The following is a 14,070-nucleotide window of genomic DNA, read 5'->3' on the forward strand; positions in this document are numbered from 1 at the left end:
TTGAACCGTTGCCCGCAGGTGACAGACAAATGGCGGCCCTCATGGCAAAAACTCCGGGCAAAGCGATGCAAATGGGCGCTTCCTGGTCAGTTTGTCGTGAGTTGGGTCTCCGGCTGCTGGCCGCATGAGGGGTGCGCATGTATCGTCTGGACATGAATCGTTGCGGCAGCCATGCCAAATCAGGAACGCTGGGGCACAATTTCAACGAAATGAGCTTCAGAATCCGACTGGGCCGCGCTTTCGCGAAAGCTTTGACGGACAAACCAAAGCTGCCTCGCTAACGGGGCAGTTCACCCAAGGGGTGTGATAATGCGTGACTGTTGGAAGAACCGTAGGGGATACGACCGCGTCTTGATGACGGTCGCAGCAACCTTCCTCACGGTATCGGCGGGATCGGCGCTGGCGCAAAACGATGGCCCGCGAAGCTCGGCCGCCGAACTTGCGATCGACGCCGCAGTCCCCCGCCCCGAGCCCGCCAACGTCCCGCCGCCCACCGCCGCCGATTTCAAGATGGACACTGCATCGCCGGATGCGAACAAAGCCGCTGCAGCGCCGGCGACGACCACGACCAAGCCGGCAGATGTCGCGACTGTTCCGACCTCCGAGCCCGCCAAGGCGGACGCCGCCAAGTCCGAACCTGTGAAGGAAGAGGCAAGCAAGGCGCCCGCCGACGCTCCCAAGAACGACACCGCGACCGTGGCCCCGCAGGCGCCGGCGCCGGCCGCTGCGACTGCTTCGCCCGAGCCGGCCAAGGAGCCTGTCAAAGCGGCAAGCAACGTTCCGCCTGAGGATCAGCCCGTCGCCGACAAGCTGCACGAACTGTTCGGAGCGAAGTCGGCGCGCTATTTCGACCGCAAGGCGGAGCGGGCGGCGGTGGAAAAATTCTACACCGCGCGCGACTTCGCACCGATCTGGACGCAGAGCGGCAAGCTGACCGACAACGGCAAAGGCGTCGTGGCCCGGCTGAAGGATGCGGCTTCCGATGGACTGAACCCGGCCGACTATCCGATTCCGGATTTCGCTGCGGCGACCACGCCCGATGCGCTGGCGGAAGCGGATCTGAAACTCACCGCCAGCATGCTCGACTATGCGCGCCACGCCCAGAGCGGCCGGATGCACTGGTCTCAGGTGTCGGGTGACATTCAATATCCCGAACATCCGGTCGACCCGAACGAAGTGCTCGCCAACATCACGTCGGCCAAGGACGCGTCAGTTGCCCTCGACGGCTACAACCCGCCGCAGAAACTCTATCAGGCGCTGAAGAAGAAGCTCGCCGAGTTGCGTGGCGAAGGCGACGGGCCCGTGGTCCAGATCGCCGATGGCCCGGCGTTGAAATATACGCCGGCGCGCAAGAAGCAGGCAGAGGTCGTCGAGGAAGACGACCGCGTGCTGCAGCTGCGCGCCAAACTCGGCATCACCGAGAATGCCGATGACCGTCACTACGACGCCAAGGTCGCCGAAGCCGTCCGCAAATTCCAGGCGACGGTCGAACTGAAGCCGACCGGCGTGCTCGACGAGCGCACCGTCAAGGCGATCAACAGCCCGAAGCGCGATCGCCAGATCGATACGGTCATCGTCAACATGGAGCGCTGGCGCTGGCTGCCGCGCGACCTCGGCGCGGCCGCGATCGGCGACGCCTATGTCATCCTCAACATTCCGGACTACACGCTCAAGGTCATGCAGAACGGCGCGCAGGTCTGGACCACGCGGGTCGTGACCGGCCAGCCCGGCATTCACGCCACCCCGCTTTTGACGGAGACGATGAAATTCATCACCGTCAACCCGACCTGGAACGTGCCGCCGTCGATCATCTACAACGAGTACCTGCCCGCCTTGCAGCAGGACCCGACGGTGCTGGAGCGCATGGGACTCAAGCTCGAGCACAACCGCGACGGCAGCATCCATATTTCGCAGCCGCCGGGAGAGCGGAATGCGCTCGGCCGCATCCGCTTCAATTTCCCGAACAAGTTCCTGGTCTATCAGCACGACACGCCGGACAAGAATCTGTTCGCCAAGGAGGATCGCGCCTTCAGCCATGGCTGCATGCGGGTGCAGTATCCGGATCAATACGCCGCGGTCCTGCTCAACATCACCGAGCCGAACGGCCACTACACGCCGGAAAAAATCCGCAGCATGTATGGGCAGAGCGAAATTGACCTGAAATTCCCCACCCCGATTCCGGTCAACATCACCTACCAGACCGCGTTCGTGGATGACGCAGGCAACCTGCAGATCCGCAAGGACGTCTATGGCCGCGATGCCACCATGCTGTCGCTGCTGCGCGGCAAGGGCAAGGATCTGGAGAACGTCGTCGCCCACTCGCAGCCGAACTACGTGAAGCCGGTCGGCGACTTGCGGATCGCGAGCGACAACTCATTCTCCTCCGGACCGTCCTTCTTCGAGCGGCTGTTCGGCGGCCCGAGCCAGTACCCGCCGGCCCCGACCAGCCGCCGCCGGGTCTATCCGCAACAACAGCCGCAGGGCTGGTACCAGCGCTGAATCGGCAGCCTGAATTACCGAGCTAAATCAAAGGCCTCGCCGCCCGGCGGGGCCTTTGATGATTAACCATTGTCCACCCCGAATTAACCACTGGGCTAGCTTTCGCCACACTCGCTGGGTTAACTTTGTTCGTCGCATTGGGGAAAACGGGTTAAGCCTCACTTAACCCTCCCGCGTTAAGGTTGCATTTACCCTATTTCGCCACACGGGGTCGCGAAGGGGTTTAACGCGTAAGTCTGTTGGGGTGGCTTGTTACGTGCTGACCGGTTTCGCACGACAATCTGGTTTGTTGTCCTGGTCCAAGGCCGGCTGTCAGCTCGGGCTGACCTCGGCGCTGCTGCTCGCCGGGATGGGCTCCGTCCACGACGCGACCGCCTTGAACGAAACCCGCACGCTGTCCTTCCATCACACGCATTCCGGCGAAGACCTCACCGTCACCTTCAAGCGCGACGGCCGCTTCGACGAAGACGCGCTGAAGCAGCTCAACCACTTCCTGCGTGACTGGCGCAGCCAGGACCAGACCACGATGGATCCCCACCTGTTCGATATCATCTGGGAGGTCTATCACGACGTCGACGGCAAGAAGCCGATCCAGATCATCTCCGCCTACCGCTCGCCCGAGACCAACGCGATGCTGCGTCACCGCTCCGCCCACTCAGGCGTGGCGCGCTTCAGCCAGCACATGCTTGGCCACGCGATGGACTTCTACATCCCGGATGTGCCACTCGAGCAGATCCGTTTCGCCGGCCTGCGCCTGCAGCGTGGCGGCGTCGGCTTCTACCCGACCTCGGGATCGCCGTTCGTGCATCTCGACACCGGCAATATCCGCCACTGGCCGCGCATGACCCACGACCAGCTCGTGCGCGTCTTCCCTGACGGACGCACCGTCCACGTTCCTTCCGACGGCACGCCGCTGAAGGGCTATGAACTTGCCCGGGCCGACATCGAGCGGCGTGGCGACGGAGATAGTGCAGCCAAGGTCGGCAAGCCGAACCTGCTGGCACGCCTGTTCGGCAACAAGCCGAGCGATGACGAGGACGAAGGCATAGCGCCGGCTCAACAGGGACCGATTGCCCAAGGCAAGCCGGTCGCGACCGTCCAGGTCGCCGCCGCGAAGCCGACTGAGGCGGCACCGACGCCGCGCGCCAAGCCAGCGGCGGCTACGCTGCAACTCGCCGCAGCTGATGTACAGACCGTGCAGCCGGCGAAACCGAGGCAAACGACCACTGGCGAAGCCAAGACACTGACTTCGGCACTAACTGCGGCGCTGACCCCGGCCGATATCATCAACGCGCGCGGTTTCTGGGATGACATGCCGGCTGCGCCAAACCAGGCTACGCCGGCACAGGTTGCCGCCATCAGGGCCCGTCAGGTCCTGGCTTCAACCGACCCGCAATCGACGTCCAGCGTTCCTGCCGTCTATCAGGCGATGGCTTATGCGCCCGATGCGGCCGCGCCGGTTGATCATCCCGTTGCCCGTAGCGTGCGCACCGCGCAAGCCAGCCACAACACTGGAGCTTCGAGCGACCTCACCAGCGTCGCAAAGAGCCAGAGCGGCGTCGTGGCGACCTCAACGCATACGGCAGCCGCAGCTGACGATGTGTGGACACGGATGATGATGCTGGCGCCGAGCGCGAGCACGTCGATGTCGGTGACGATGCTCGGCGATCCCAACATGACGCAGTTGAGCAAGCTGTTCGCCAAGCCGCAGACCGTGATCGTGATGGGCTTCTCGGACGATCCGCAAGCAGGCCTCGCCACCGATCATTTCAGCGGCCCGGCGATTGCGCCGCTGACGACACAATCCTTCCGCACGGCGTCGCTGCGCTGACGTCAAGGCCGCTACCGGCGGCCCTGGAAGCGAAGCCTCACAGCATCCCCAACGCCTGCAAATACGTCTCCAGGATGGTTTCCTGTTCCGCGCGTTCGTTCGCATCCTGCTTGCGCATGCGGATGATGGTGCGCAGCGCCTTGACATCGAAGCCGTTACCCTTGGCTTCAGCATAGACGTCGCGGATATCGTCGGAGATGGTCTTTTTCTCTTCTTCGAGACGCTCGATGCGTTCGATGATGGCCTTGAGCTGATCCTTGGCGAATCGCGTCGCGGGGGCTTCGTCGTCCTTGACGGCGGCAGCAGAGGTGGCCATCGCATACTCCTGAAATCGACTGGTGTTGAGGCTGAAAAAGAATGCGCCGCACGTTTCATCGCGAGGCGCATGTCGTGAAATGACCCTCAAGATTAAGGTCGCTTACGTCAAGGCAACATCATAGCTCATCCACAGCGCGCCCACAGGAAGACGGCCGCTCACCGTCTCAACGGCTGCTCGCAAGGCGGCCGATCAATGTCCCGGATTGACTTTGCTCATCGCCGCGAGTTGCTCCGGTGATGCCTTTCCCTGAAATTTTTCTTTCCAGGTCTCATAGGGCATGCCGTAGATGGCTTCGCGGCTTTCGTCCTTGCTCATGGTCACGCCCTTGGCGTCGGCCTCTTCCTTGAGCCAGTTGGACAGGCAGTTGCGGCAGAAGCCAGCCAGATTCATCAGCTCGATGTTCTGCACGTCGGTGCGGGAACGCAGATGCTGCAGAAGGCGCCGAAAGGCTGCGGCTTCGAGTTCCGTTCTGGTTTTGTCGTCGATTGCCATGACCAGTTCCGTCCTTGATCCCTTGATCTCACGGCATGACATCGCAAATCGTCATGCTTCAACAGAGGTAAGAAACTGTCACATATTTTTCCACATCGCGACGCAAATATTGCGCCGCTTTTCAGGGCCTTGGCCCCGACCAATGGCCCGACACGCATGCGAAAATCCGCTTGACCCCCGGGCCAGCCCCACGCGAAACCGTCAATATCTTGATATAGCTTGGCCGCAATGATCCCTAGAGATTCGCTTTTTCCGCCCCAGACCGCGAAGCGCCTCGGCGCTGCCTTGATACCTGCCCTGTCGTTTGTGGTGGCCTGCCTGTGGAACGGATCGGCGGCGGCTGACTTTCGTCTCTGCAATAATACATCCAGCCGGGTCGGCATCGCCCTCGGCTACAAGGACGCGGAGGGCTGGACCACCGAAGGCTGGTGGAACGTGTCCTCGCGAGCCTGTGAGACGCTGCTGCGCGGCACGCTTGTCGCTCGGTACTATTATATCTACGCGATCGATTACGATCGCGGCGGAGAATGGTCGGGACAGGCTTTCATGTGCTCGCGCGACAAGGAGTTCACGATCCGCGGCGCGGATAATTGTCTGGCGCGGGGGTTCGACCGGACCGGCTACTTCGAGGTCGACACCGGCGAGCAGCGCGCCTGGACGGTGCAGCTGACCGATTCCAACGAACAGCCGGCGCAGCGCGTCCCCGGCCTTCCCGGACCGATCGGTCCGGATGGCGCCGGCAATATTCCGGGAATCTCGGGTTCGCCGGGCGGCCTCGCCCCTGGCACGGGCCTGCCGCCAGCCGCAGCGCCTGGGACCAAGCCATGAGGCGGCTGCGCCGTATCAAGATCCTTGCAACGCTTGGCCCCGCCTCTTCCGACAGCGCAGTCATCAGGAAGCTGTTCGAGGCGGGCGCCGACGTTTTCCGGATCAACATGAGCCATACCCCGCATGACAAGATGCGGGAGCTGGTCAAGACCATTCGCAATGTCGAGAGCAGCTACGGCCGCCCCATTGGCATTCTGGTCGACCTGCAAGGTCCAAAACTCCGCCTCGGCTCCTTTGCCGAAGGCGCCGTGCAGCTCCATAACGGACAGAGCTTTACGCTCGATTCCGACAAGGCGCCCGGCGACAACACCCGCGTTCAACTGCCGCATCCGGAAATTCTCGCAGCGCTGAAGCCCGGCCACGCGCTCTTGCTCGACGACGGCAAGGTGAGGCTGATTGCCGAGGAAACCTCGCCCGATCACGCCGTCACCCGCGTCGTGATCGGCGGCAAGATGTCGGACCGCAAGGGCGTCAGCCTGCCCGACACCGATCTTCCCGTCTCGGCCATGACGCCGAAAGACCGGGCCGATCTCGAAGCCGCGCTCGTAACCGGTGTCGACTGGATCGCGCTCTCTTTCGTGCAGCGCGCAGAGGATGTCGTCGAAGCCAAGAAGCTCATCCGCGGCCGCGCCGCGGTGATGGCAAAGATCGAAAAACCGCAGGCGATCGACCGCCTCGCCGAGATCATCGATGCCTCCGATGCGCTGATGGTGGCGCGCGGCGATCTCGGCGTCGAACTACCGCTGGAGCGTGTGCCCTCCTTGCAAAAGCAAATGACGCGGATGGCGCGCCGCGCCGGCAAGCCGGTGGTTGTTGCGACGCAGATGCTGGAATCGATGATCCAGTCGCCGGTGCCGACGCGCGCCGAGGTCTCCGACGTCGCGACCGCGGTCTATGAAGGCGCCGATGCCATCATGTTGTCGGCGGAATCGGCAGCCGGCAAATATCCGGTCGAAGCGGTCTCGACCATGAATCGCATCGGCGAAGAGGTCGAGCGCGACCCGACCTATCGCGGCGTGGTCAATGCGCAGCGCGCCGAGCCCGAGCCCACTGTCGGCGACGCCATCGCCGACGCTGCGCGGCAAATCGCCGAAACGCTCGACCTTTCCGCGATCATCTGCTGGACCAGTTCGGGATCGACGGCGCTCCGTGTCGCGCGCGAGCGGCCCAAGGTTCCGGTGGTCGCGATCACGCCGAACCTCGTCACCGGGCGCAAGCTCTCAGCCGTGTGGGGCGTGCACTGCGTCGTCGCCGAGGATGCGCATGATCTCGACGACATGGTGAGCCGGGCCGGCAGCATCGCGTTTCGCGACGGCTTTGCGCGCGCCGGCCAGCGCGTCATCATCGTCGCCGGCGTGCCGCTGCGCGCACCCGGCACCACCAACATGCTGCGCATCGCCTCCGTCGGTCCGGACGACGACGCCGATATGTGAGCGCGCGCTCCTGCGCGCGTCAGAGCAGCTTCGCGTCCAGCATGATCTTGGTGTTGAGAAGCTTCGAGATGGGGCAGCCGGCCTTGGCCATGCCGGCCAGCTCCTGAAACTTCGCGTTGTCGGCGCCCGGAATTTTCGCACTCAGCGCAAGATGGACCGAGGTGATGGCAAAGCCGTCGCCGACTTTTTCAAGCGTGACGTCGGCTTTGGTTTCCATCGCTTCGGCGGTGAGCTTGGCTTCGCCCAGGATTAACGACAGAGCCATGGTGAAACAGGCCGCGTGCGCGGCGCCGATCAACTCCTCCGGGTTCGAACCCGGCTTGCCCTCGAAACGGCTGCCGAAGCCGTATGGGTAGTCTTTCAGGGCGCCGCTCTTGGTCGAAATCGCGCCTTTGCCGTCCTTGATACCGCCTTGCCATTTGGCAGATCCCGATGTGGTCGTCATGTCGGAGCTCCACAGGCTTGAGGTGAACGAAGATGATATTGGCTGGTTAATGCGGCGGAATTTTCTTGGTTTCTTTTCCCTCACCGCTCGCCGTCGGAGTTCCACTCAGCATTCGTTAACCAGAATGCTCCTTCGGCCAATCGTGACCGAGACACGTTGGCGACTTTTACCCGCCCTTAGACCGATCCGGCCTAAAGCAGCTGATATTTGGCACCTTGCAAGCGTCGATCGCCGGAGAGCCACGTCATGTCTGCGCTGGAGGCTTACGGCTCGAAGTTCGATCAAAAGCCAAAGACGATCGGGACCCATGTCCAGACGTCCGGCGTCTACACCTTCCTGATCGCTGTCACCGGCATCTACTACCTCGCAAACGCGTCGCTGCTGCTCTGCCACTATGACCTGGGATGGCACCTGGCCGCAGGCGACCTGATCAGAGAGCGCGGCAGCGTTCCGTTCCAGGATCCCTGGGCGTTCACCCTTGGCGACCGGCAATGGTACAATCTGTCGTGGCTCTGGGACGTGATCGCGAGCGTCCTGCTTGAGTACACGGGCTTTAGCGGCCTCACGCTGTTCGCCGTCGCATGCGGCGCCATCATCGTCGGCTATCTGACGTCCGTCTGCCTGAGCCGCAGCGCTTCGCCGCTCGCAGTCTCGATCGCCGTTTTGTCCGCATGTCTGCTTTACCCGGCTTTTGCGACGCCGCCCAACGTCTACCTCGCCGTCTCGCCGAATACGGCGACGATGGTGTTTTCCGTCATTTTTTACGCGCAATGCCTGAAGCGAACGCGGCTTCTTTTGTTACCAGTGATGATGCTGCTCTGGGTCAACCTGCACGGCGGCTTTCCACTCGGCTTCCTGATCCTCGGCATCTTTGGCGGCGTTGCGCTGCTCAAGCGCGATTGGGCAGATTTCAAAGCCTACAGCTTTGCGGCAGCCGGCTGTATCGTTGCGATCTTCATCAATCCGCTCGAATGGCACATCTACGACGGTGTCGCGGCGACACTGGGCCACTTCGTGCAGGCTCACATCACCGAATGGGAGTCGTTTGCCCACAACGCATCCATGCCCGGAAGCATTCCGGGCATCGTCTGCGTTTCGATCTTCGTTGTGCTCGAACTGCTGCACCGGGATTCACGCCCCATTCCCATCGAGGCGCGGTTGCTTGCCTGGCTGTTCTTGTTTCTGGGACTTTATCAGTATCGATACATGTCCTTCTTCTTCCTGTTCTCGGCGGTGCCGTTAGCCCTTCATCTTGATCGGTTGCTTCCCGAAAAGCTGAATCATTCTGACGTCCAGCGGTCGCTACTCGCCGCTGGCATCGTCGGAATATGCGCGCTGCTTGCAACCTTCATGCACGTACGGCCGACCCTCGGGCTTGCGGACGATCTCCTTTCGGAGCAGGACGCACGCTATCTCCAGACGAATTTTTCCCATACGCGGATCCTCAATCACTGGAACGTCGGCGGACCTCTCATTTTCCGCACACACGGCACCGTGCCGGTGTTCATCGATGGCCGGGCGGCGACCGCCTATCCCGATCAGCTCTTGCGCGACTACCTCACGCTGCCCAAGTGGGACATCGACGAGGCCGCCTGGGACAGCGTGATCGAGAAATACAAGATCGAGGCGGTGTTCTGGCCGACGGCGCATGACGTGCTGAAGCACTTCCTCGTCGACAAGCGCGGCTGGAAAGAACAATACGTGGGCCTGCACGAGACACTCTACGTCAAGCCATAGGGCCCCGTCAGATGACGCGAGGACTCGCGGTCGCTTACGCCCCCGCGACCGCCTTGGCAGGAAGCGCGGCCTGCACCACGAGGCCACGGGCGCGGGCATCCATCACGCCCACCGCGCGAAGCGCGAGCAGCGTCACGGTCTGAACCGCATCGCGCAGTTTGCCCGGATCATCCATGTTTTCCGCGGCGAGCGGCCCCACCAATGCTTCGTGCAGGGCGCCGAGCAGCGCGGTCGCGGCGAGGTTGGTGTCCTGCGCCGGCAGATGGCCGGCACGGACCGCCGCTTCGATCCGGCTTGCAATCTCGTCAACCACCGCGCGGCGGCTTGCCAGGCGCGATGCCGTGACGTCGACATCGACGGGCTCGGCCAAGATGCCCCAGGAGAGTTTTCGCTGTGACAACGTATGCACCGCGACCGTGGTGACGGCGGCTGCAAGCGCCGACGACGGCCCGGGCGCGGCATCCGCGGCGCGGCGGATCGCCGACAATTCATCGCGCGAAACATCGGCGATCAGTTCGGAAATCAGATCGGCCTTGGACGGGAAATAGCGATAGACGGTGCCGGCGGCGACATTGGCGCGGACCGCGATCGGCGCGATCTGCACCGCGGCCATGCCTCCTTCGGCCGCAGCATGTCGCGCCGCCGCCAGAATGGCGCTGCGGCGCGCCGCGAGGCGTTTGACGACCTGGTGGGTCCGTCGATAGACCATGATTGCGTTTCTCGCTCCCGGCGCCCTTCTGACCGAAAAGCTGGCCGAGGTGCGTTCAGTTCTTGGCAGCCAAAGGCCGCTTCTCAAGAAGTGAACAATAATTCATGACGGATGACAAGCTGTTTTGGAATCTAGTGTCCCGATTCCGAAGTTCGTAGCATCTTGCGGAGCCACGTTTCGAACTTCGGAATCGAAGGGACACTAGCAAACCTATAAATCTAGTGTGGCTTTGGTTCGGAAGTCCCCATGACGAACTCGCGGCAGCAAAGATGCGGACTTCCGAACCGCCACACTAGGCCTGACCGGCCGGCACTGCTGGTGATTTTCCGTCGCGCCACCACGGCCCCACGCGTTGAACAATCAGCGCCGTGACCACCAGCGTCGCTCCAAAACCGGTCGGCGCGCCGAGGAATGGAAAGATGATGCATAACGCCGCGGCAAGGCCGAGCGCTGGCAATTCGTGCCGCTCAAACCCCTCGTCCAGTCCGACGCGAACGACAAACGCGATCGCAATTGCGAGCACCATCTCATCGTAGAGAAAGAGATAAGGCGTCACCAGCAACGTACCGGCCGCCAGCGCAGCGGCTTTCAGCTCATGCCGGACCTCGCGGCTGCGCCAGAGGCACACGAGCAGAACGGCGACAGCAGCGCTCATGATCCACTGCAACGCCCAGGCGAGCGATTCCGACCCGCCGAAATAACGCGTCAGCCCGAAGATGCTCTGCAGCTTACCCCAGGGCGCACGCCCCTCGACCAGGAAGGCCTTGTTGAACATCGGCAGCCAATGCACGAACGCCTGCCAGCTTTCGGTCCCGAAGGCGAACCACGAGAGCGCGGCCAGCAGCACCGCGACGATACCTGCGGTGACGAACACGCGCCATTGCGAGGCCGCGATCAGCACGAGCGGAAACAGCAATCCATATTGCGGCTTGTAGCTCAGAAGTCCCAGACAGATGCCGGACAGAACCGGCCACCGCGGCATCAGCACCAGCGTGCCGCCGATCAGCGATGCCGTGAGAAATCCGTTCTGTCCGACCAGCGCATTGGTGAACACGACCGGAAAGGCGGCGGCGAGCAGGAAGCCAAACGAGCGGCCGACGATCGCGCGCATCGCGGCGAGATAAGGCAGGAAGCTGATCGCCGCCCAACCGGCAAAGGCGACCGCGTAGGGAAAATGCGCAAGCGTTGCTGCGACGAACAGAAACGGCGGCGGATAATGCCAGGCGAAGTTGCCAGGATAGCTCTGGCCGAGGACGGCGACCTGAACCTGCTTCTGGAGGTCCCAGTCATAGGCGAGTGCCGGATGGCCATCGAGCACGAAGCGACCTGCGGACCAGACATTAACGAAATCGGTCGGGACACCGAGCCCGTTTCCATCAAAGATCCACCAATGGGCGGTGAGTGCATTTTGCAGCAGCGCTGCGTTGATCACGCACAGGATAAGACAGCCGATCAGGAGCGCCGGCGGGACCGCGCTCCTGCCTGCGGGCATGGTGATATCGGATGTCAGCATGGCCATGCGAGGTCCTAAGGCTGCTGAAGAGGCACCTCCCATCAGCTTTAGGCCGGCCGGCTTGCCGAAATCTTAAGATATCTGCACTTGTCGCGGCGAATGGGCGCCTTCAGGCGACGGCCCCCTTCGAAGCGACCACTTCCCGGCCATGCATCAACGCCATGTAGAACAACGCGCCCAGAGCAGCCCCGATCAGCCAGCCCCAGTCTCCGACACTGGCGATTGCGCCATAGGCGCCGGCGAGCGACAGCCCGATCGAAACCGCGGCTGAGCCCGCGAGCGCCAGCAGCGCCCGCGCGTTCCAGCCACCCTCGAAGTGCAGCGAGCCTTTCGGCGACATCGTGTAGAGGTCGTTGAGGACGACCTGCTGGCGCTTCACGAGGTAATAGTCGGACACCATGATGCCGAACATCGGTCCCAGCGCTGCGCCGAAGATGCTGACGAAGATCGTGATCGCCTGCGGGCTCGAGACGAAGATCCACGGGCACACCATCACCGACAGGATCGATGTGATAAGACCGCCGAGGCGGAAGTCGATCTTCTCCGGATAAAGGTTGGAAATATCATAAGCGGGCGAGACGAAGTTGGCGACGATGTTGATGCCCATGGTCGCCACGATGAAGGTGATCGAGCCGAGCGCCACCACGATCGGATTGCCGATGCGCTCGACGATCCCGACCGGGTCCATGATCGCTTGCCCGAACACCTTCACGGTGCCTGCCGTGACGATCACGGTGACGATCGCGAACACGATGAAGTTGACGGGAAGGCCGAGAAAGTTGCCGACCCTCATCGCCCGCTCGTCCTTCGCGAACCGGGCGAAGTCGCCGAAGTTGAGGAGCAGCGCAGCGAAATAAGCGACGATCAGCATCGCCGCATTGGCCATGTGGGCCAATGTCGAACCTTCGGCCGGCGGAGCCAATTGCAACGACAGGCTCGAGACGCCGCTCTGCGCCACGACCCAGATCGCCAGCGCAAACATCACGACGTAGACGGCGGGTCCGCAGAAATCGATGAACTTTCGAATCGTCTCCATGCCGTTGAGGAAGATCAAAAGCTGGAACAGCCACATGAATAGAAAGCTGGCCCAGCCCAGCATCGAAAGTCCGACCAAACTGGAGTGTGTCCACGCTTCGGCGGGTGGATAGAACGTCAGCACCAACACCTGGACCGCCTTTGAGGCAAAATAGGTCTGCACGCCGTACCACACGATGCCGACAATGCCGCGAATGCCGGCGGCAAGATTGGCGCCCATCACGCCGAACGACATCCGCGCCACCACCGGAAACGGCGTACCGTATTTCAGCGAGGGTCGCCCGATCAGGTTCATCAGGAAGTAGACGGCGATGATGCCGACCGTCATCGCCAGCAGAACTTCCCATCCCGTCAGCCCGAGAAAGAAAAGGCTCGCCGCAAAAGTGTAGCCGCCGACCGAATGCACATCCGACATCCACATCGCAAAGATGCTGAAGGTGCCCCAGGTGCGCCCGTCAGGTGCCACCGGCGCCAGATCGTGATTGTAAAGCCGGGCGTCTGCATCCGGCACGGCAATGACGGGCGTGGCGTTCGAATGGCCTGACATCGGCAGCTCCTGTGCTAGTGCCCGCTTTTCGAAGTTCGTACTCCATCGCAGCACCCACTTTTACGAACTTCGAAAAGTCACGGGCACCAGCGAATTTAGAGTTCTAGTGCCGCTTCCTATTTGAACTTCCCGAAGAGCATTCGCCGCTTGCGGTGCAGGAACTTCAAATAGGCGGCACTAGCAGGAAGACTGGCAGATTATTTCAGGCAAGTCCCGCGCCAAGGAGACGCAAGTCACATAATCCCTTCGCTTGAAAAGGGCCGGAACGCTTACCGCTGATCCTTCGGAATGACGAACTTCAATCCGGACCAGACGTCGTCGATGGCGCAGACCTTGATATCGACGAGACCGAGCGGAAGCGCGGTGTCGCGCACGACGATGTCGCTGAGATCGGTTGCAACGCCGGAAGATTTCTTCGGCCAGGAGACCCAGATCATGCCATCCGGTGCGATGACCTTGCGATAGAAGCGCAGCTTGGTGGCGAGCCCGCTGGCTTGCGTGACGAATACGTGCACTACGTCGAGTGGCGGCTTGGCTTTGGCCTGCACCGAGGCGCCAGACGGCAACGGACCCACGATCTTGTCGTAAGCCGACGGCGCGCCATCCGCAAAAATGCAAAAGCCCGGCTTGATGCCGAGCTTCTGCGCTACAGGTTTGCCGGAGTAACCAGCCATCCCGCTGA

At 62.2% G+C, this 14,070-nt stretch carries 12 protein-coding genes; 5 read left to right on the forward strand and 7 right to left on the reverse strand.

Going from position 1 to position 14,070, the window contains the following annotated elements; genetic code table 11:
• Positions 1 to 309 precede the first annotated feature (309 nt).
• Both VFB05_RS26950 and VFB05_RS26955 read left to right on the forward strand, forming a co-directional pair.
• The gene (locus VFB05_RS26950; protein WP_325018131.1) at positions 310 to 2,499 is read left to right on the forward strand and encodes a L,D-transpeptidase family protein; all 2,190 of its coding nucleotides are present in this window, start codon (positions 310 to 312) and stop codon (positions 2,497 to 2,499) included.
• A 256-nt stretch (positions 2,500 to 2,755) separates the two neighbouring features.
• A complete protein-coding gene (locus VFB05_RS26955; RefSeq protein ID WP_414643326.1) occupies positions 2,756 to 4,330 on the forward strand; it encodes a DUF882 domain-containing protein in 1,575 nt (524 codons plus the stop codon).
• Positions 4,331 to 4,367: 37 nt separating this feature from the next.
• On the opposite strand, the gene VFB05_RS26960 is transcribed toward VFB05_RS26955, so the two are convergent.
• The gene (locus VFB05_RS26960; RefSeq protein WP_325018136.1) at positions 4,368 to 4,646 is read right to left on the reverse strand and encodes a DUF2312 domain-containing protein; all 279 of its coding nucleotides are present in this window, start codon (positions 4,644 to 4,646) and stop codon (positions 4,368 to 4,370) included.
• Positions 4,647 to 4,838: 192 nt separating this feature from the next.
• A complete protein-coding gene (locus VFB05_RS26965) occupies positions 4,839 to 5,141 on the reverse strand; it encodes a DUF1244 domain-containing protein (RefSeq protein ID WP_325018138.1) in 303 nt (100 codons plus the stop codon).
• 228 nt (positions 5,142 to 5,369) lie between these two features.
• Here VFB05_RS26965 and VFB05_RS26970 point away from each other — a divergent pair, with 228 nt between their 5' ends.
• Both VFB05_RS26970 and pyk read left to right on the forward strand, forming a co-directional pair.
• Positions 5,370 to 5,969 (forward strand): DUF1036 domain-containing protein, encoded by a 600-nt coding sequence (locus VFB05_RS26970; RefSeq protein WP_325018140.1) that lies wholly within the window; start codon positions 5,370 to 5,372, stop codon positions 5,967 to 5,969.
• Positions 5,966 to 7,402 (forward strand): pyruvate kinase, encoded by a 1,437-nt coding sequence (gene pyk, locus VFB05_RS26975; RefSeq protein ID WP_325018142.1) that lies wholly within the window; start codon positions 5,966 to 5,968, stop codon positions 7,400 to 7,402. Before VFB05_RS26970 ends, pyk begins: the two co-directional genes overlap by 4 nt.
• Before the next feature lie 19 nt (positions 7,403 to 7,421).
• Here pyk and VFB05_RS26980 read toward each other — a convergent pair whose 3' ends face one another.
• Entirely contained in the window at positions 7,422 to 7,847 is a 426-nt protein-coding gene (locus VFB05_RS26980) for an OsmC family protein (protein WP_325018144.1), read from the reverse strand.
• A gap of 246 nt (positions 7,848 to 8,093) precedes the next feature.
• Between VFB05_RS26980 and VFB05_RS26985 the strand changes: the two genes are divergently transcribed.
• Positions 8,094 to 9,584, forward strand: coding sequence for a hypothetical protein (locus VFB05_RS26985; protein ID WP_325018146.1), 1,491 nt, complete (start codon positions 8,094 to 8,096; stop codon positions 9,582 to 9,584).
• Between the two features lie 34 nt (positions 9,585 to 9,618).
• On the opposite strand, the gene VFB05_RS26990 is transcribed toward VFB05_RS26985, so the two are convergent.
• The 4 genes from VFB05_RS26990 to VFB05_RS27005 all read right to left on the reverse strand — a co-directional run bounded on the left by VFB05_RS26990 (position 9,619) and on the right by VFB05_RS27005 (position 14,062).
• On the reverse strand, positions 9,619 to 10,293 hold the full coding sequence (locus VFB05_RS26990) for a helix-turn-helix domain-containing protein (RefSeq protein ID WP_325018148.1): 675 nt from the start codon (positions 10,291 to 10,293) through the stop codon (positions 9,619 to 9,621).
• Between the two features lie 292 nt (positions 10,294 to 10,585).
• Positions 10,586 to 11,812 carry a glycosyltransferase family 87 protein gene (locus tag VFB05_RS26995; protein WP_325018150.1) on the reverse strand — a complete coding sequence of 409 codons (1,227 nt, stop codon included), beginning with the start codon at positions 11,810 to 11,812 and terminating at the stop codon, positions 10,586 to 10,588.
• A 103-nt stretch (positions 11,813 to 11,915) separates the two neighbouring features.
• Positions 11,916 to 13,388: an NCS1 family nucleobase:cation symporter-1 gene (locus tag VFB05_RS27000; RefSeq protein WP_325018152.1), complete on the reverse strand. Its 1,473-nt coding sequence runs from the start codon at positions 13,386 to 13,388 to the stop codon at positions 11,916 to 11,918.
• 269 nt (positions 13,389 to 13,657) lie between these two features.
• Positions 13,658 to 14,062, reverse strand: a complete 405-nt coding sequence (locus tag VFB05_RS27005) for a DUF3052 domain-containing protein (protein ID WP_325018154.1) — start codon at positions 14,060 to 14,062, stop codon at positions 13,658 to 13,660.
• Positions 14,063 to 14,070 lie beyond the last annotated feature (8 nt).

The sequence above is a fragment of the Bradyrhizobium sp. genome (assembly GCF_035652035.1).
GTDB lineage: Bacteria > Pseudomonadota > Alphaproteobacteria > Rhizobiales > Xanthobacteraceae > Bradyrhizobium.